General features: G+C 69.8%; 18 protein-coding genes. 6 read left to right on the forward strand and 12 right to left on the reverse strand.

The genetic code is table 11. The features are described 5' to 3' along the window. Positions 1–3 precede the first annotated feature (3 nt). Entirely contained in the window at positions 4–714 is a 711-nt protein-coding gene (locus tag IG99_RS09445; protein ID WP_037671832.1) for a class I SAM-dependent methyltransferase, read from the reverse strand. Then, positions 714–1,499: a cyclase family protein gene (locus IG99_RS09450; protein ID WP_037671833.1), complete on the reverse strand. Its 786-nt coding sequence runs from the start codon at positions 1,497–1,499 to the stop codon at positions 714–716. The genes IG99_RS09445 and IG99_RS09450 overlap by 1 nt, the downstream gene beginning before the upstream one ends. 190 nt (positions 1,500–1,689) lie before the next feature. Between IG99_RS09450 and IG99_RS09455 the strand changes: the two genes are divergently transcribed. After that, positions 1,690–2,142, forward strand: a complete 453-nt coding sequence (locus tag IG99_RS09455; RefSeq protein WP_037671835.1) for a nuclear transport factor 2 family protein — start codon at positions 1,690–1,692, stop codon at positions 2,140–2,142. Between the two features lie 61 nt (positions 2,143–2,203). Beyond that, the gene (locus IG99_RS09460; protein WP_199815472.1) at positions 2,204–2,965 is read left to right on the forward strand and encodes an SDR family NAD(P)-dependent oxidoreductase; all 762 of its coding nucleotides are present in this window, start codon (positions 2,204–2,206) and stop codon (positions 2,963–2,965) included. 15 nt (positions 2,966–2,980) lie between these two features. Here the strand turns inward: IG99_RS09460 and IG99_RS09465 are convergent, their stop codons facing one another. Then, entirely contained in the window at positions 2,981–3,832 is an 852-nt protein-coding gene (locus tag IG99_RS09465; RefSeq protein ID WP_037671839.1) for a class I SAM-dependent methyltransferase, read from the reverse strand. Between the two features lie 140 nt (positions 3,833–3,972). Between IG99_RS09465 and IG99_RS09470 the strand changes: the two genes are divergently transcribed. From IG99_RS09470 to IG99_RS09480, 3 genes are all read left to right on the forward strand, one after another. Next, positions 3,973–5,235 (forward strand): cytochrome P450 family protein, encoded by a 1,263-nt coding sequence (locus IG99_RS09470; RefSeq protein ID WP_158973164.1) that lies wholly within the window; start codon positions 3,973–3,975, stop codon positions 5,233–5,235. 35 nt (positions 5,236–5,270) lie between these two features. Continuing rightward, the gene (locus IG99_RS09475; protein ID WP_037671841.1) at positions 5,271–6,536 is read left to right on the forward strand and encodes an activator-dependent family glycosyltransferase; all 1,266 of its coding nucleotides are present in this window, start codon (positions 5,271–5,273) and stop codon (positions 6,534–6,536) included. Positions 6,537–6,602: 66 nt separating this feature from the next. Next, on the forward strand, positions 6,603–7,502 hold the full coding sequence (locus IG99_RS09480; RefSeq protein WP_051865075.1) for an SDR family oxidoreductase: 900 nt from the start codon (positions 6,603–6,605) through the stop codon (positions 7,500–7,502). On the opposite strand, the gene IG99_RS09485 is transcribed toward IG99_RS09480, so the two are convergent. The 9 genes from IG99_RS09485 to IG99_RS09525 all read right to left on the reverse strand — a co-directional run bounded on the left by IG99_RS09485 (position 7,483) and on the right by IG99_RS09525 (position 15,438). Beyond that, the gene (locus tag IG99_RS09485) at positions 7,483–7,920 is read right to left on the reverse strand and encodes a nitroreductase family deazaflavin-dependent oxidoreductase (RefSeq protein ID WP_037671842.1); all 438 of its coding nucleotides are present in this window, start codon (positions 7,918–7,920) and stop codon (positions 7,483–7,485) included. The two genes, IG99_RS09480 and IG99_RS09485, sit on opposite strands and share 20 nt — an antisense overlap. 25 nt (positions 7,921–7,945) lie before the next feature. Next, positions 7,946–9,031 (reverse strand): nucleotide disphospho-sugar-binding domain-containing protein, encoded by a 1,086-nt coding sequence (locus tag IG99_RS09490; RefSeq protein ID WP_199815473.1) that lies wholly within the window; start codon positions 9,029–9,031, stop codon positions 7,946–7,948. Between the two features lie 136 nt (positions 9,032–9,167). Next, positions 9,168–10,484 (reverse strand): lipopolysaccharide biosynthesis protein RfbH, encoded by a 1,317-nt coding sequence (rfbH, locus tag IG99_RS09495; RefSeq protein ID WP_037671845.1) that lies wholly within the window; start codon positions 10,482–10,484, stop codon positions 9,168–9,170. Positions 10,485–10,502: 18 nt separating this feature from the next. Further along, positions 10,503–11,456 carry an aromatase/cyclase gene (locus IG99_RS09500; RefSeq protein WP_037671847.1) on the reverse strand — a complete coding sequence of 318 codons (954 nt, stop codon included), beginning with the start codon at positions 11,454–11,456 and terminating at the stop codon, positions 10,503–10,505. Positions 11,457–11,487: 31 nt separating this feature from the next. After that, positions 11,488–12,273, reverse strand: coding sequence for a 3-oxoacyl-ACP reductase FabG (gene fabG, locus IG99_RS09505; RefSeq protein WP_037671849.1), 786 nt, complete (start codon positions 12,271–12,273; stop codon positions 11,488–11,490). A 25-nt stretch (positions 12,274–12,298) separates the two neighbouring features. Continuing rightward, positions 12,299–12,574: an acyl carrier protein gene (locus tag IG99_RS09510; protein WP_037671851.1), complete on the reverse strand. Its 276-nt coding sequence runs from the start codon at positions 12,572–12,574 to the stop codon at positions 12,299–12,301. Next, complete coding sequence (locus tag IG99_RS09515; protein WP_037671854.1) at positions 12,567–13,820, reverse strand: ketosynthase chain-length factor; 1,254 nt, start codon at positions 13,818–13,820, stop codon at positions 12,567–12,569. The genes IG99_RS09510 and IG99_RS09515 overlap by 8 nt, the downstream gene beginning before the upstream one ends. After that, on the reverse strand, positions 13,817–15,085 hold the full coding sequence (locus IG99_RS09520; protein WP_037671855.1) for a beta-ketoacyl-[acyl-carrier-protein] synthase family protein: 1,269 nt from the start codon (positions 15,083–15,085) through the stop codon (positions 13,817–13,819). The genes IG99_RS09515 and IG99_RS09520 overlap by 4 nt, the downstream gene beginning before the upstream one ends. Next, positions 15,070–15,438 carry an antibiotic biosynthesis monooxygenase family protein gene (locus IG99_RS09525; protein ID WP_051865078.1) on the reverse strand — a complete coding sequence of 123 codons (369 nt, stop codon included), beginning with the start codon at positions 15,436–15,438 and terminating at the stop codon, positions 15,070–15,072. The genes IG99_RS09520 and IG99_RS09525 overlap by 16 nt, the downstream gene beginning before the upstream one ends. A gap of 188 nt (positions 15,439–15,626) precedes the next feature. Between IG99_RS09525 and IG99_RS09530 the strand changes: the two genes are divergently transcribed. Continuing rightward, on the forward strand, positions 15,627–16,061 hold the full coding sequence (locus tag IG99_RS09530) for an ester cyclase (RefSeq protein ID WP_078947595.1): 435 nt from the start codon (positions 15,627–15,629) through the stop codon (positions 16,059–16,061). The last annotated feature ends 4 nt before the right edge of the window (positions 16,062–16,065 follow it).

The following is a 16,065-nucleotide window of genomic DNA, read 5'->3' on the forward strand; positions in this document are numbered from 1 at the left end:
CCGTCAGGACATGACACCCACGAAGATGCCCCGGCCCGTCGGCGGGCCGGGGAGAAACTCCGCCGGGCACCCGGCGTCCTCGAACGCCGACAGGTACTCCTCCTTGGTGAAGAGCGTGAGCACATCGTGCTCGGTGAACTCCCTGATGCCCATGGCGTCCCCGACCATGTAGCGCACCTCCATGTGCGTGGCCCTGCCCCGCAGCGTCGAGTGCGAGATCCGCGTCACCGTTCGCCCGTCCTCGGTGGCCAGGTCTCCGGCGACGTAGCCATCGATGAAATCCTCCGGGAACCACCAGGGCTCGATCACCAGGACGCCACCGGGAAGGAGATGCCCGGCCATCGAGCGGACCGCGTCGCGCAGGTCCTCGACCGTGCCCAGATAGGCGATCGCGCAGAACATGCATGTCACGGCGGAGTAGCGGGTGCCCAGTCGGAACCGGCGCATGTCCCCGTCGTGCAGCGCGGCGGCGGGCAGCCGCTCCGCTGCCAGCTTCCGCATCGCCGGTGCCGGCTCAAGCCCCTCGGCCACCTTGAACATCCCGGCGAGCGCGCTCAGATGGGCTCCGGTGCCGCACGCGACGTCCAGCAGTGAGTCGGCGTCCGGGCAGCGCGATCGGATCAAGTCCGTCACGAACCGGGCCTCCTGCGCCCAGTCCTTGCCGCGGCTGCGGTAGATCAGCTCGTACACCTCGGCGAGTTCCGCTCCGTACATCAGGAATGCTCCTCCTCGATCAGCGCCACCGCGCGGGTCCAGCCGGCGCCCCCGCCGGCGATCTTCACCGGGAAGCACGCGACGCGGAAACCCGTGTCCGGCAACGCGTCCAGCTGGTCCAGGCGCTCTATCTGGCAGTACTCACGCTGACGGCCGGCGAAGTGGGCGGGCCAGAGCACCGAGCGGTCCCCGGTGGCGCGGTAGCGCGCGATGATGTCGCCGAACGGCGCGTCGAGGCTGAAGGCGTCGGTGCCGATCACCCGGACACCCAGATCCAGCAGGTAGTGCACGGCCGCACCGTCCAGCCCGGTGAACTCGGTGAAGTAGGACGGCGTCCCGGCCCGGTCCGACGCGCCGGTCTTCAGCAGCACGATCTCCAAAGGTCCCGGCACATGACCGATCCGGCTGAACTCCTTCGCCAGCTCCGGCACCCCCACCGCACCGGTCCCGGCCCCGGTCAGATCGACGACCACGCCGGGCTGGAAGAACCACTCGAGGGGGAGTTCGTCGATGTTCCGCGGCACTCCGTCGCCGTACTGGGCGCGCGATCCGTAGTGGGAGGGCGCGTCCACATGTGTGCCGGTGTGGCTGGTCAGGGTGAGCGTGTCGAGCGACAGGAACTCTCCGTCGGGCAGTTCGTCAGGATCGAACTCGATCCCGAAGTGCTCGCGCATCTCCGCACTCATGTGCCGAGCGCCCTCACGTGGTGTCAGCACCTCGTGCACGACGGGGTCCGGCTCCCAGCCGGACGCGTCGATCGGTGCCGACAGATCGATGATCTTCATCCGGGGCCCTCCCTGGTCGACCTACGGTTCGCCAGATCCTCGCCTCCCTGTCCCGCAGAGCGCTGGAGCATGGCTAGCGGACGGTGGCGCGGGCGCGTACGGCGCCTGAGCGGAAATCGAGCGCGATGGGCCATCGTCACCGGCAGCGGACGGCATGCGCGCCGCCCGTCCGGAAGACAGGGGAGTTCACATGTCGGTGGAGGACATGACCCAGCGCGCCGAGCGGACGGATCTCGCTGCGCTCTACGCCGAGGTCCAGCAGTTCTACGCCCAGCACATGCACCACCTGGACCGCGGCGAGGCCGAGGAGTGGGCCGCGACGTTCACGGCGGACGGTGTCTTCGCACCGCCGTCCGCGCCCGAGCCGGTCCGCGGCCGGGCGGCCCTGGCGCAGGGCGTGCGTGAGGCGGTGAAGGAGCTGGCCGAGGCAGGCGAGACGCGCCGTCACATCCTCACCATGCTGGCTGTGCGGACGTGCTCCGACGGTTCGCTGGCCGTACGGTCCTACGCACAGATCGTCGCCACACCGCACGGGGGCACGCCCGCCCTGTTCCTGATGTGCGTGTGCGAGGACATCCTCGTGCGGCAGGGCGGCCGACTGCTCGTCAAGGAGCGCCGGGTCACCCGGGACGACCGGCCATGAGGTGCGCGACGGCCGTGGCGGATTCGTCCGGCCTTCGAGTGCCGCTGCCTAGCCTGCGCCCATGACTATTGACGCATCAGCGCCCCGCGGCGTGATCATCACCGGCGGGGGCACCGGCATCGGCCGGTCTGCCGCCCGCGCCTTCGCAGACGACGGCGCCAGAGTCCTCATCGTCGGCCGTACCGCCTCTACGCTCGTCGAGGCGGCCAAGGACTATCCGGCCATCGTCCCGCTGGAGGCCGACGTCACCGATCCTCGCGCGGCCGACCTCATCGTCGAGACCGCGCTGTCGGAGATCGGCCGGATCGACGTGCTGGTGAACAACGCCGCCGTGTCCGGGTTCGGAACGCTGGCGGAGACCGAACGCGCGCAGGCAGAGGCCCAGTTCGCCACCAATCTGCTGGCACCGCTGATGCTCACTCGACGCGCGCTCGACGCGCTCGAGGAGACCCGGGGCGTGGTGATCAACATCAGCACGGCCGGCTCACTGGGCCTGCGTCCCTGGCCGGGCAACGGCGTGTACGGCGCCAGCAAGGTCGCCCTGGACTTCCTCACCCGGACGTGGGCGGCGGAGCTGGGGCCGCGCGGCATCCGGGTGGTCGGCGTCGCCCCCGGCGTGACCGACACCGGCATCGGAGTGCGCTCGGGCATGACGCGGGAGGCCTACGACGGCTTCCTCGCGCAGATGGGTGAGCGCACGCCGGTCGGGCGGGTGGGCGATCCGGAGGAGATCGCCTGGTGGATCACCCGCCTCGCGGCCCCCGCCTCGGGCTATGTCACCGGAACGGTGATACCCGTGGACGGGGGCCTCTCCCTCACCTGAACAGCCTGCCGACGGTCATCGCACGGCGGTGACGAAGCGGACCGGCGTGGGGATCCGGAGCGGTCCCCCGTCGGTCCGCATGGCGTCCAGCGCCGGGATGAGCCGCTCGCGCAGCGCCGCGGCCTCGTCCGCCGGGAGGTGCTGCCACAGCAGCCGCATCCCTTGGGTGTGCGACCACTCCACCCAGGTCTCCCCCGACGGAGCGACCATGTCGATCGGCACATCGGTGACCTCGACATCGGTGAAGCCCGCGCCCCGCACGGTCGCCGCGAGCTCGGCCGGGTCCTCGAGCCAGCTGTTGAAACGCTCCTGCAGCCGTTCGGGACGCCACTCCTGCGGGAGCTTGCTGAGCAGCGACATCGGAATGAGATCAGTGAACACCGGCGGCAGGAACGGAAAGGTGCCGGCGACGAACACCGGGCTGGTGAACGCCATCCGCCCGCCGGGGACGAGCAGCCGGGCGTACCGGGCGAGCGCGGCGGGGGCATCGGGCAGAAAGATGATGCTGTAGCTGCCCATCACCACGTCGAAGGTCCGGTCCGCGAACTCCGGGCGCTCGGCGTCCATGACGTGCAACTCGACCTGGTCGAGTCCCAGCAGCCGCGCCTCCTTGCCCGCCTCCTCGATCATTCCCGGCGCGATGTCGATACCCACGGCGCGCCCCGACGCGCCGACCCGGGCCGCGGCGGGGAAGAGGCACGCGCCCCTGCCGCATCCGACGTCCAGCACCCGTTCACCGGCCGTCGGTGCCGCCCGCTCCACGAGCTGCCTGCCCATGGGCGTGAAGAAGCCGACCAGTCGGTCGTAGGCGGCCGCCGCCTCGTCGAAGGCCTCGGCCACCTGCAGTTTGTATGCCCCGCTGTCCACTGATCCTCCTGGGGAGAGACGTTCGCCCATTCACCCGCACGCTCGCCGACTTTCGATGGACCGTGACTCGAACGGCCCTTACAGACGAATTCGAGAGGCTGTTGAACGACGGGCATTTCACTGGGCGTGTGACGACACATGTGACTGACAGTGAATTGGGGCGAGGCCTGCTCACGCTGCGGGGCTTCCAGTGGATCCTGGGCACGGGCGGCGATCCGTACGCGCTCTTGCTGCGCGCGGAGAGCGCCGATCCCCGGGAACTCGGCCGGCAGGCGCGTGAGCGCGGAGCGCTGCACCGCAGCGCCGCCGACGCCTGGGTCACCGGTACCTACGCCGCGGCCGAGGCCGCGCTGCGTGACCCCCGACTGGATACGAGTCCGCCGAAGGCCGTGGGGAACGAGGACGATGCGCAGGAATGGGCGGCTCCAACGCTGTCCGACCTGCTGCCGCTCGGCCGGGCCGGTCTCGGGCTGCCGCGCGCCGAGTACGCCCGGCTGCGTGAGCTGGCGGAACCGGCCCTGGGCGCGGAGGCCGTCCGCGCCCGGGAAGCGGACCTGCGGCGCGACCACGAGGCCGCGCTGCGAGGCATCAGCGGTGACTTCGACCTGGTGGGTGACGTCGTCCGCCCCGCTGTGGTCACCTCGACCGCCGGTCTTTTCGGCCTCAGGGGCGAGGCGGTCGCGCGCTTCGCCGAACTGTGCGCCGGGACCGCGCCCGCGCTGGACGCACGTGTCTGCCCTCCGCAACTGGCCACCGGCAGGCTCCTGCTGGAGTCGGTCGAGGGCATGTCCGAGCTGTTCGAAAAGCTCATCGCCGAACGGTCTCCGGCTCCTGGCGAGGATCTCATCGGGCGGCTGGTGTGGGAGCCCGGCTCGACGCCGCAGGACGTGGCCGTACTGTGCCTGCTCGTCGCGATCGCCGGCACGGAGGTGGCGGTCAGCCTGGCCGTCAACGCGTTCGCAGCGCTGCTGGACCGTCCGCAGGAGTGGGCGCGCCTCGTTGAGGAGCCAGGGCTCGCCGCGGGCGCCGTGGCGGAGACCCTCCGCGCCGCACCGCCCGTCCGCTGTGAGAACCTCTGGGCCACCGAGGAGGTCCGGCTGGGCGACGAGACCATCGCGTCCGGTGACCAGGTGGTCGTCTTCTTCGACTCCGCCGGCGGCGACCCTGCCGCGTACGACGAGCCGGAGCGCTTCGTCCCGGCCCGCGCCACCGACCGTGAGCCTCTGGCGTGCTCCGGCGACCTGGCGACCGGACTGATCGCCCCGTTGGCCCGGCTGCAGGCCACCACGGCCCTGACGGCGGTCGCCGCCGCCCTGCCCGCCCTGCGGTCCACCGGCCCCCTCCTGCGGCACCCGCGATCTCCCGTGCTCAGGCGCGCCTTCCGCATGCCGGTCGCGGCCTGAATCCTTCGCACTCACCGGGACGGACGGACACACCTATGCGGGTACTGCTGACATCATTCGCCATGGACGCCCACTTCGGCGGCCTCGTGCCCCTGGCCTGGGCCCTGCGCAACGCGGGCCACGACGTGCGGGTGGCGAGCCATCCGGCCATGACGGACGGAATCACCGGAGCCGGTCTGACCGCCGTCGCCGTGGGCCGGGACCACACGCACGACGCGATGCTGCGGCGGGCGGGCGCCGGGATCTTCGCCTTCCACCAGGACCCGGACTACTTGGAGAACCGCCACGAACGGCTCGATCTCGAATTCCTCAAGGGCCACGACACCATCATGACCGGGCTGTTCTACTCCCAGATGAACGATGACGCGCTCATCGACGATCTCGTGGACTTCGCCCGGTTCTGGCAGCCCGACCTCGTCATCTGGGAGCCCTTCACCTTCGCGGGCGCGGTCGCGGCCCGTGTCACCGGCGCCGCGCACGCCCGCATCCTCTCTTTCCCGGATCTGTTCCAAAGGGCCCGACAGGTATTCTTCGACCGGTTGTCGAGCGGCCCGGCGGAGCACCATGAGGACTCCATCCGGGAGTGGTTGACCTGGACGCTCGCCCGCTTCGGCCACTCCTACGACGAGACCATGACGACCGGCGACTGGTCCATCGACCAGATGCCGCCGAGCATCCGTCTGACGCCCACGGGGCTGACCGTCCCGATGCGGTACGTCCCCTACAACGGACTGATCCCCACCGTCGTCCCCGACTGGCTCCGCGACGATCCCGGCCGGCCCCGCGTCTGCGTCACCTTGGGGCTGACCGTACGCAAGACAGACTTCCCCAACGCCGTTTCGGTGGATGAGGTCTGCGACGCCATCGCCGACCTGGACGTCGAGGTCGTCGCCACGCTGGACGCGACGGAGCAGGAGAACGTGGGCACCGTCCCCGACAACGTCCGCATCGTGGAGCACGTCCCCCTCGACGCACTGCTGCCGACATGTACCGCGATCGTGCACCACGGCGGTGCCGGCACCTGGGCGACCGCCGCCGCCCACGGGGTGCCCCAGGTGGCGCTCGGCTGGATCTGGGACGCCGTCTACCGGGCCCGGCGACTCGAGGAGCTGGGGGCCGGACTGCACCTGGGGTCGGCCGAACTGACCGCCGAAGGGCTGCGCGGCAAACTGGTGCGCCTGCTCAAGGACGACGCCTTCACCGTGAACGCCGGCCACCTGCGGGAGGAGATCCTCGCCGCCCCGGCGCCCAACGACATCGTGCCCACCCTGGAGGCACTGACGGTCGAACACCGTTGCTGATCAAGGGAGTTGATGGTCAGTCAAGGTCCGTTGTGCTCCCGTGTTAGGCTCCGGAATGTGACAATCATGGTGACTTCCGTCCCTCCTGTCGCCTTCCTCGGAGCCGTTCCCACCGGGCCCGCCGGCCGCTGTCTGGCCGCCCGGCTGCTGGCGGCCGGCGAACCGGTACGGGTGCTCGCCGCCGATCCGGACGGCTGGCCGGACGGCGTCGAGCTCATCGAAGGGGATGTCACCCGCCCAGGGGAATTCCCCTCCGCCTTCTCCGGTATCGACGGGTTGTTCCTGGCCGGTGCGGCCCCGGGGACGGCGGCGGAAGCCATCGGATTGGCCGAGCACGGTGGGGCCCGCCGGATCGTGGTGCTGTCATCGCACGGGCCGGAGTTCGAGATCCACCAGCCACCACGGACGTGGCACTGGCTGGCCATCGAGCGCGCCGCCGAGGCATCGAGCGCCATCTGGACACATCTGCGCCCGTCGCCCCTCATGGCCAGCACTGTGGTGGGTGGCTATCCGCCATCCGGGTCGTCGTGGGCCGAACTCATCCGCGCCGGAGAGGTCATCCGCGAGCCGTACGGACACGCCCGTTACCCGTTCCTGCACGAGGACGACCTGGCGGCCGTAGCCGTCACGGCACTGCTCACCGATGAGCACGCCCGGTCCGTCGTGGAGGTCACCGGGACGCCGGTCAGCGCCATCGAGCGACTGAGTCTGATCGGTGCGGCGCTGGGCAGGGAGATCCCCTTCGAGGAGCTGACGCCTGGTCAGGCCCGTCGGTACTGGCGCACTCGAGGCTGGTCCGACTCCGCCATCGATGTGTCCCTGTGGGCGATGAAGATCTTCCATGACAACCCTGGAGGGCCGGACCCGGCGACTGAGCGGCTGCTCGGCCGCCGGGCCCGCACCTACCAGGAATGGCTCACCGAACACGCGGGAGACTTCGCCGGGTTCACGCCGCCGGCTCGATGACCACCACGGGCAGTACCCGGTCGGTCTTCTTCTGCATCCCCTTGTACGACGGGAACATGGTGACCAGGAGCTGCCACAGGCGCTCCCGCTCCTCCGCCGCAGCCGGACAGGCACGGGCGGCGAAGGACTCGGTACCCACTTGGACTAACACGGACGGCTCCGCCAGCACGTTGAGATACCACGCCGGGTGTCCGTCCTTGCCGCCGTTGGAACCGACCACGACGTAGCGCTCGCCGTCCCGGGCATAGATCAGGGCCGTTCTGCGCAGGACACCGGACTTCCGCCCGCGGACGGTGAGGAGCAGCGTCTGCTGCCCCTGGAAGCGGTGGCCCTCGGTACCGCCACTGTCCACGTATTGCTTGATGTGCTTGTTCACCCAGCCCACCGGGCTGTCCACGATCTCTTCCTGGGCATCCATGGTTCTCCTCGGCTCGATGAGTCGGTCAGGCGGCCGCCAGCTCCTCCAGAGTCATCACGAGGCGAGCAGGGCTCGGGCGGTCGAGCAGGTCCGCGCGCAGCGCCGCGGCCGCCTGGACGAACGACGCTTCCTCAGTGAGCCTACGCATCGCGGCGCGGAGCGCGTCGGGATCGGCGTATCCGCCCGGGATGTGCACACCCGCCCCCGTCCCCGCCACGCGCTCGCCGGCGACCGCCTGCTCGGACGCGAACGTCAGCGCCAGCTGGGGAGTTCCCGCCCACACCGATGTCATGGTGCTGCCGCTGCCGCCGTGATGGGCGACGGCCGCGCAGCCCGGCAGCAGCAGCCGCAGCGGCACCTGCTCCAGCACGCGGACCGTCGGCGGGATGCCGCGCAGCGCGGCCGCGTCCTGCCGGGTGGCCGTGACGACGACCTGGTGGCCCAGACCGTCAAGGGCCCGGACCAGTTCGGGCAGGGCATTGGCCCGCGGCCCCGACATCGTCGAGAGCGCGGTCGACCACGTCACGCACAACCGCGGACGATTCGGCGGACGCGTCAGCCACGGCGGCAGAGGGCCGCAGCCGTTGTACGGAACGTAGCGGACGGGCAGCCGACGTGCGGTCGTCGGCGGGGACAGCCCGGCGGGGCAGGGGTCGATGACCGTGTCGATCATCTCGAGTGTGAAGTCGCCGAGCCCGTACCGCGCGAACGCACCGCTGTGGTCGGTGGGGACGATCCGCATGTGCTCGCGCTCGTGCGTGCCGACCGGCCCCCACAGACACAGCGCCGCGGGCACGTCCTGGACTCGGGCGGCCAGTAGCCCCTCCAGGCTCGCCGGGTCGTGCAGCACGAGGTGCGGACGCCAGCGGCGCGCGAAGGCGACGGCGGCGTCAAAGCTGCGCTCGGCCCGCCGCGCGTACTCGGGAGCCTGCTCCCGCTCGTACCGCTCCCGGTCGAAGTCCCCCAGCTTGCGCAGGGGGACGCCGTCGACCGGATGTGGGGGAAGCCACGGATTGGGCCAGACGCCGCTGACCGCCTCCGCGTGGTACTGCAGCCGCAGACGTACGACGTCCGGCATGCCGTCCAGCACGGGGACCGGGATGAGGCCCACCCGTGTCAGGGGACCGACCTGCGAGGGCGTGCACAGGACCCGCACCTCGTGGCCGCAGGCTTGAAGTGCCCAGCCGAGCGGCACCATCGCGGCGTAATGCGTCGGCCATGAGGAGACACTGAACAGAACCCGGAGGTCAGGCACCCCGCAGGCCCTTCGACGCCACGAACTCGTTGATCGAATCGGCCACGTACTGGATCATCACCGGAGTGAGACCGGGATAGACGCCGAGCCAGAAGGTCCGCTCGGTGGTGATGTCGCTGTTGGTCAGATCGCCCACGACCCGGTAGTCCCGGTGCAGATACCCGGGGTGCCGGGTCAGGTTGCCGGCGAACAGCAGCCGCGCGCCGATCATGCGGGCACCGAGGAACTTCAGCAGCTCGTACCGTTCGAACGGCGCGTCGTCCGTGAGGGTCAGGGCGAAGCCGAACCAGCTGGGAGTGCTCTCGGGCGTGGCCTCGGGCAGCAGCAGGTAGCGCGTGTCCACCATGGCATCCCGCAACAACTGCCAGTTGCGCCGCCGAAGTTCGCCGAACTCCTCGATCCGGTTGAGCTGACTGAGCCCGAGTGCTGCCTGGATGTCGGTGGCCTTCAGGTTGTAGCCGACTTCGGAGAAGGTGTACTTGTGGTCGTACCGGAGCGGCAGGGCGCCCAGCTTGTACGCGAAGCGCTTGTGGCAGGTGTCGTCCTCGCCCGGTTCGCACCAGCAGTCCCTGCCCCAGTCCCGCAGCGACTCCACGATCCGGGCCAGCGCGAGGTTGTCGCTCAGCACGCAGCCGCCCTCTCCCGTGGTGATGTGATGGGCCGGGTAGAAGCTCACGGTCGACAGATCCCCGAACGTACCGGTGTTCCGCCCCCGGTATGTGGAGCCGACGGCATCGCAGTTGTCCTCGATGAGGAAGAGGCCGTGCTCCTCCGCGAGCGAGGCCACCTCCTCGGCTTCGAAGGGGTTGCCGAGGGCGTGCGCGAGCATGATGGCCCTGGTCCGGGGGCCGATCGCCTCGGCGATCCGCTCTACGGTGGTGTTGTAGGTGCCGAGCTCGATGTCCACGAAGACGGGGATCAGCCCGTTCTGCAGAATGGGGTTGACGGTCGTGGGGAACCCTGCCGCGACGGTGATGACCTCGTCTCCAGGACGGAGCCTGCGATCTTCCAGCTGCGGTGATGTCAGCGCCGAGAGGGCGAGGAGGTTCGCCGACGAGCCCGAGTTGGTCATATGGGCCTTGCGGAGTCCTACGGTCTTCGCGAACCGCCGCTCGAACTCCCGGGAGATGCCGCCGGCCGCGATCCGCATGTCCAGGGCGGCCGCCACCAGGGCGACCCGGTCCTCGGGAGTGTGCACCGCACCGGACGGCCATACCGGAGTCTCACCCGGGACGAACTCCATCTCCGGGGCTTGCTCCAGGTGATACCGCTCGACCGCCTCCAGGATGGACGACTTGGTGTCGCTCATGTACGTCACGTCCTCAGGTCAGGGCAGCCGGGATGTCACGGATGCCTCGGCGTACGCCTTGGCGTGCCGAAGGGTGGCGGTGCTGTTGCGGCCGAGAGCGTCGCGCAGATACGTCCGCGCGTCGCCGACCGTGGCCTGCGGGCCGAGGATGTCGGCGATGGCCTCCGGCTTGACGACCACGGTGTGAAAGGAGGTGGCGAGGGTCGAGCCCTGGTCCTCCTCGAGCCGCCACTCGCCGGTGTGCACGGCCATCAGCGCAGGCGTCTTGAGCTGCTTGTAGAGGATCTGGCTGCTCGGTCGGCACACGCGCACGGACGTCGTGGTGTGGCTGTTGCCGTCGGCCGTCCTGGTCTCCATCGTCAGCATCTGCACCCCGGGGACCTCCTCGGTCAGGTCGACCCCGGTGACATGCGGGAGCCGCTCCTGCCAGCGGTCCGCCTCGTTGATGAAGTCATAGACCGCCTCTGCCGGGCCGGCGATGCGCACGGCGTCGCTGAAGGACAGCTCCAGCTCGTGCGCTTCGCCGGCGCTCTCCGCGGCGCGCTTGAGGGCCGCGAGCTCGGCATCGCTGTTGCGGTCGATGGCCTGCTCGATCCAGGCGATGTTCTCCGCCGAGTCACCGACGGCTCGAAAGTCGTGCAGCAACCGGACACGGACCTCGTCGTCGGTGACCGGCTCGATCAGCCAAGTCCCGCCCATGCCGGCGACCGGCGCCTGGGAGGCCTCCTGCCGGAAGCGGATGCGCAAGCCCGAGCGGTCCAGGGTGCGTCGTGAGATCCAGCCCTTGACCTTGTCGTTCGCGGTGGCCCAGATCCGGATCCGCTCGGTGTCGCCCTCCCGCTCGATCTGTTCGGCGTGCACCGTGGGAGGGAAGATCAACGGCCAGCGGGAGACGTCGGCGAGCAGGCCGAAGACGGTGTCCGCGTCCGCCCGGACACGGATCTGATGCTCGGTCTCATGGGGGTACGGCATATGTATGGGCTCCTTGCCGGTGATCACCGGATCAGTAGTTGCCGAGCCCGCCACAGACGTTCAGGGCCTGGGCGGTGATCGACGTGGCCGCGGGGGTGATGAGGTACTCGACGAGTCCGGCGACCTCTTCCGGAGTCGCGTAGCGACCCAGCGGGATCTTGGCCTCGAAGCGGGTCAGCACGTCGTCCTCGGTGGTGTCCCAGACCTGCGCGTAGCCCTGCCGGACACGCTGGGCCATCGGGGTCTCGACATAGCCCGGGCATACGGCGTTGACGGTGATTCCGCTCTTTGCGAGCTCCAGCCCGAGCGCCTTGGTCAGCCCGATCACCCCGTGCTTGGACGCCGAGTAGGGCGCGCCGAGCACGACCCCCTGCTTGCCGGCGGTCGAGGCGACGTTGATGACCCGGCCCTGCTCACGCGCCAGCATCCCGCCGGTGTTCAGCACCTCACGGGTCATCCGGAAGACGCTGTTGAGGTTGGTCTCGATGACATCGAGCCACAGTTCGTCCTGGATCCCGGCGGTCGGCCCTCCCCCGCTCCGGCCCGCGTTGTTGACCAGCACGTCCACGGGTCCGAAGCGGTCCACGGCGGACCGCACCAGCTCACGGATCTCGTCCGGGGAGCGCACGTCGCACGGTCGGCCGTGCACGTCGAGCCCCTCCTCGGTCAGCTGCTTCACCGTCGCGTCGAGCCGGTCCTCGTCCCGGGCGCAGATGAAGACGCGCATGCCACGTGCACCGAGCAGTCGGGCGACGGCGAGCCCGATGCCGCTGGTGCCGCCGGTGACGATGGCGTGCCTGTTGTCCTGGCTGGACATGTTCTCTCCCTCGAGTTCCTGAATGTCAGCGGCCGCTGGACGGCTCGACGGCCGTCCCGAATGCCTGTGAGATGAGACCCAGGAGCGCCGCGGGGGTCGGGGCGTCCATCACTTCCCCCTCGTCCAGGTGGACGTCGTACTCCCGCTCGATGCGGGTCACGGTCTCGATCACGGCGAGCGAGTCGTAGCCCAGGTCCGCGAACGTCCGGTCACCGAAGTCGGAGTTCAGGTCGAGGCCCTCGCCCTCCCCCGCGCACGCCTTCATCACTTCCATCAGCCGGATCAGCGTCAGGTCAGCCATCTCTTCCTCCTGCTTCCGGGCCTGCCTGCCCTCTGGGTTTGCGGACGACCATCGCGGCGTTGAAGCCACCGGTGCCCCGGGCGACCACCAGTGCCGTGGTGATCGGGCGGCGACGCGGCTCCAGCACGAGGTCGAGTTCGTACTCGGGTGCGGCCGCGGACACATTGGCGGTGGGCGGGATCGTCCCCTCGCGCATGGCGAGCAGGGCGGTCGCAACGTCCAGGGCGGCGCCGCCGGCGCTCAGCCGTCCGGTCATCGTCTTGGGGGCCGTCACCGCCACGCCGTGCGGTCCGAACACAGCCTTCAGGGCCTCGGCCTCGGCGGCGTCCAGCTCGGGGACCCCCGCGGCATCGGCGAACACGACATCGACCTCGGCGGGGGCGACCTCGGCCTCGTCGAGCGCCTGCTCCACGGCGCGCCGCAGGGTCCGCTCGCGGCCGGAGTCCGGCGGCGGATCGAAGGTGGCCGCGTAGCCGGCGATCTCGCCGTAGCCGGAGGTCACGCCCCGGGCGCGTGCCGACTCCTCGGACTCGACGACGAAGAGCGCCCCGCCCTCGCCCGGCACGGAGCCGGAGGCCCGCGCGTCGAAGGGCAGATAGGCCCGCGCGGGATCCTCACAGGTGCTCGTGGTGCCCTGCGCCGTCCGGGCGACCCAGCCCCAGGGGCACAGCGAGCCGTCCACCCCGCCGGCGATCACCATCGCGGTGTCCCTGCGGATGTGCCGCCTGGCCTGGGCCAGCGCGTCCAGGCCGCCGGCCTGCTCCGTGACCAGCACTCCGCTGGGCCCCCGCAGGCCGTGCCGGATCGAGATCTGCCCGGTGTTCACCGCGTAGAACCAGGCGAAGGACTGGTAGGCGCTGACGTACTCCGGCCCGTCCTTCCACAGCTTCTGCAGTTCCCGCTGCCCGAACTCGAAGCCCCCGGCCGAGCTGGCAGTGACGACACCGACGCCGAACTCGGGCACCGCCCCGGCCTCGACAGCGGCATCCGCGAAGGCCCAGTCGGCGGCCACCAGGGACAGCCGCGTCATGTGGTCGGTCTGAGGGAGGAGGCGGTTGGGCAGATGCTTCTCCGGCTGGAACTCCCGGATCTCACCGGCCAGCCGGCTCGCATAGGTGCCTGGGTCGAACCGGGTGATCCGCCCGATGGCCGACCGGCCCCGGGTGGTGCTCTCCCAGTGAGCGTCGGAACCGAACCCGGTCGGGGCGATGACGCCCAAGCCCGTCACCACAGTACGTACGGTCATCGGGTGGCCTTTTCCGGGCCGCACAGCACCATGGCGCTCTGGAAACCGCCGAATCCGCTGCCCACCGTCAGCACCGTGTCGAGCCGCTGCTCGCGCGCCTCCAGCGGGACATAGTCGAGGTCGCACTCGGGATCGGCCTCGTGGAGATTGGCCGTGGGCGGAACGACCTGGTGTTCGAGGGCGAGCGCGCAGGCCGCGATCTCCAGAGAGCCGATCGCGCCCAGCGAGTGCCCGATCATGGATTTGATCCCGCTCACGGGGACGCGGTAGGCGTGGTCGCCGAGGCTGCGCTTGAACGCCGCCGTCTCGTGCCGGTCGTTCTGCTTGGTGCCGGAACCATGGGCGTTGACATAGTCGACGTCCTCGGGGTTGCGGCCCGCCTCGGCCAACGCGGCCCTGATGGCTTCCGCCATCTCCCGGCCGTCCGGGCGCAGACCCGTCATGTGGAAGGCATTGCAGCGCGATCCGAAGCCGGCGATCTCGGCATAGATGTGCGCTCCGCGTCCCAGCGCGTGCTCCCGCTCCTCCAGGACCAGCATCGCTGAGCCCTCGCCGAGGACGAAGCCGTTGCGTGACCGGTCGAACGGCCGCGAGGCGGCCGGCGGATCATCGACGCGGGGTGTGGTGGCCTTGATCGCATCGAAGCAGGCCATGGTGATGGGAGAGATGGGCGCGTCCGTGGCCCCGGAGAGGACCACGTCGGCGGCTCCTTCGCGGATCAGCTCCACGGCTCGGCCTACGGAGTCGAGGCCCGAGGTGCACCCGGTGGAGACGAGTGAGACCGGGCCCTCGGCCGCGATGTCCCACGCCACCTCCGCGGCGATCGAGCTGGGCACCAGGTAGTTGAAGAGGTGCGGAACGGCGTAGTCGCCATCGACTTCCCACTGTCGGCCGTCGTCGCTGACAACCCGGTACTCCTCCTCGAGCCCCATGGTGCAGCCCACCGCGCTGCCCACCACCACACCGGTGCGAGCGGGGTCGAGCGACCGCGGCGACAAGCCCGCGTCGGTCAGGCATTCCCTCGCGCTGACCACGGCGAACTGCGCCGCCCGGTCCATCCGGCGGATCTGTTGCGGGGACAGGCCCTCACGCTCCGGGTCGAAGTCGCATTCGGCGGCCACCTGCGACCGGAAGGGCGAGGGGTCGAAGAAGCTGATGCGCCGCGTGGCCGTGCGGCCGCTGGTGAGCAGCTCCCAGTAGAGCTTGGTGCCCAGTGCGCTGGGCGCGATGACGCCGATGCCGGTGATCACTACCCGACGGTCCATGGGTCCTCCGCTTCGCCCGGGGTGGGCGGGCCGTCCGCCGAGAAGGCCTGGCGGGGCGTATAGCTGTGGGGATCGCTGGTGCTGATCGCGCGGAGTGCGGCGGCGTGCGGCTGGAACGAGGGGTGCGCGATGGCCTGCCTGAGCGCATCCGCACTCTGCCAGTGCGCGATATTTATGTAGATCGTCTCGTCGTTGACATGACGCAGCAGTGTGTTGCGTACAAAACCCGGCCGGCGCGCCATGAAAGCAGAGGTCTCCGCGAATATCCGCTCGAACTCCTCGGGGGCGGCGTGCAAGGTAAATCTATTGACGAACGTGATCTCCGTCGGACTGTCCGGCTTATTCTCCGACACTCTTCGAATTCCCCCTGTCCGATCGCGTCTTGATAATCCGGTGACTATCTGCTCCAAGGTGCGCGCCGGCTCTCGCATCCAACTCGACGATCTCTGGATGTCTCTACCGCCGGACGTCGAGCCGTCGTCAAGGGCACGGCGACTGAGCGCAGCGAGGCTGGCATCAGCGATGAGGAAAAGGAGTGTCCATGAGCCAGCAGATCGAGGCTGCCCGTAGAATGATCAACGCCTTCAACACGGGCAAGATTGACGATGCCGATGAGTACATCCACGAGGAATACCTCAACCCCGCCACCCTGGAGCACGGCATCAACCAGGGGCCGACCGCATTCGGAATGGTGGTGCAGTGGGTGAAGCGAACGTTCTCCGAGGACGCCCACCTGGAGGAGGTCCGGCTCGAGGAGCGCGGTGACTGGGTGCGGGCGCACCTGGTGCTCTACGGCCGCCACGTCGGCACGCTCGTCGGCATCGCACCGACCGGGCGGCGGTTCGCCGGTGAGCAGATCCACCTGCTGCGCTTCGTGGACGGGAAGATCCGCGACCACCGGGACTGGCCCGACTTCCAAGGCACGCTGCGCCAGCTCGGTGATCCGTGGCCGGAGCCGGCGGGCTGGCGTCCATAGGCGG

The sequence above is a fragment of the Streptomyces griseus subsp. griseus genome (assembly GCF_000720255.1).
GTDB classification, from domain to species: Bacteria; Actinomycetota; Actinomycetes; order Streptomycetales; family Streptomycetaceae; genus Streptomyces; species Streptomyces griseus_I.

Bases quoted from the DNA above. Each gene is read 5' to 3' on its own strand.
- IG99_RS09445 (WP_037671832.1), bottom strand. From the start codon at position 714: ATGTACGGAGCGGAACTCGCCGAGGTGTACGAGCTGATCTACCGCAGC.
- IG99_RS09450 (WP_037671833.1), bottom strand. From the start codon at position 1,499: ATGAAGATCATCGATCTGTCGGCACCGATCGACGCGTCCGGCTGGGAG.
- IG99_RS09455 (WP_037671835.1), top strand. From the start codon at position 1,690: ATGTCGGTGGAGGACATGACCCAGCGCGCCGAGCGGACGGATCTCGCT.
- IG99_RS09460 (WP_199815472.1), top strand. From the start codon at position 2,204: ATGACTATTGACGCATCAGCGCCCCGCGGCGTGATCATCACCGGCGGG.
- IG99_RS09475 (WP_037671841.1), top strand. From the start codon at position 5,271: ATGCGGGTACTGCTGACATCATTCGCCATGGACGCCCACTTCGGCGGC.
- IG99_RS09480 (WP_051865075.1), top strand. From the start codon at position 6,603: ATGGTGACTTCCGTCCCTCCTGTCGCCTTCCTCGGAGCCGTTCCCACC.
- IG99_RS09485 (WP_037671842.1), bottom strand. From the start codon at position 7,920: ATGGATGCCCAGGAAGAGATCGTGGACAGCCCGGTGGGCTGGGTGAAC.
- rfbH (WP_037671845.1), bottom strand. From the start codon at position 10,484: ATGAGCGACACCAAGTCGTCCATCCTGGAGGCGGTCGAGCGGTATCAC.
- IG99_RS09500 (WP_037671847.1), bottom strand. From the start codon at position 11,456: ATGCCGTACCCCCATGAGACCGAGCATCAGATCCGTGTCCGGGCGGAC.
- fabG (WP_037671849.1), bottom strand. From the start codon at position 12,273: ATGTCCAGCCAGGACAACAGGCACGCCATCGTCACCGGCGGCACCAGC.
- IG99_RS09510 (WP_037671851.1), bottom strand. From the start codon at position 12,574: ATGGCTGACCTGACGCTGATCCGGCTGATGGAAGTGATGAAGGCGTGC.
- IG99_RS09515 (WP_037671854.1), bottom strand. From the start codon at position 13,820: ATGACCGTACGTACTGTGGTGACGGGCTTGGGCGTCATCGCCCCGACC.
- IG99_RS09520 (WP_037671855.1), bottom strand. From the start codon at position 15,085: ATGGACCGTCGGGTAGTGATCACCGGCATCGGCGTCATCGCGCCCAGC.
- IG99_RS09530 (WP_078947595.1), top strand. From the start codon at position 15,627: ATGAGCCAGCAGATCGAGGCTGCCCGTAGAATGATCAACGCCTTCAAC.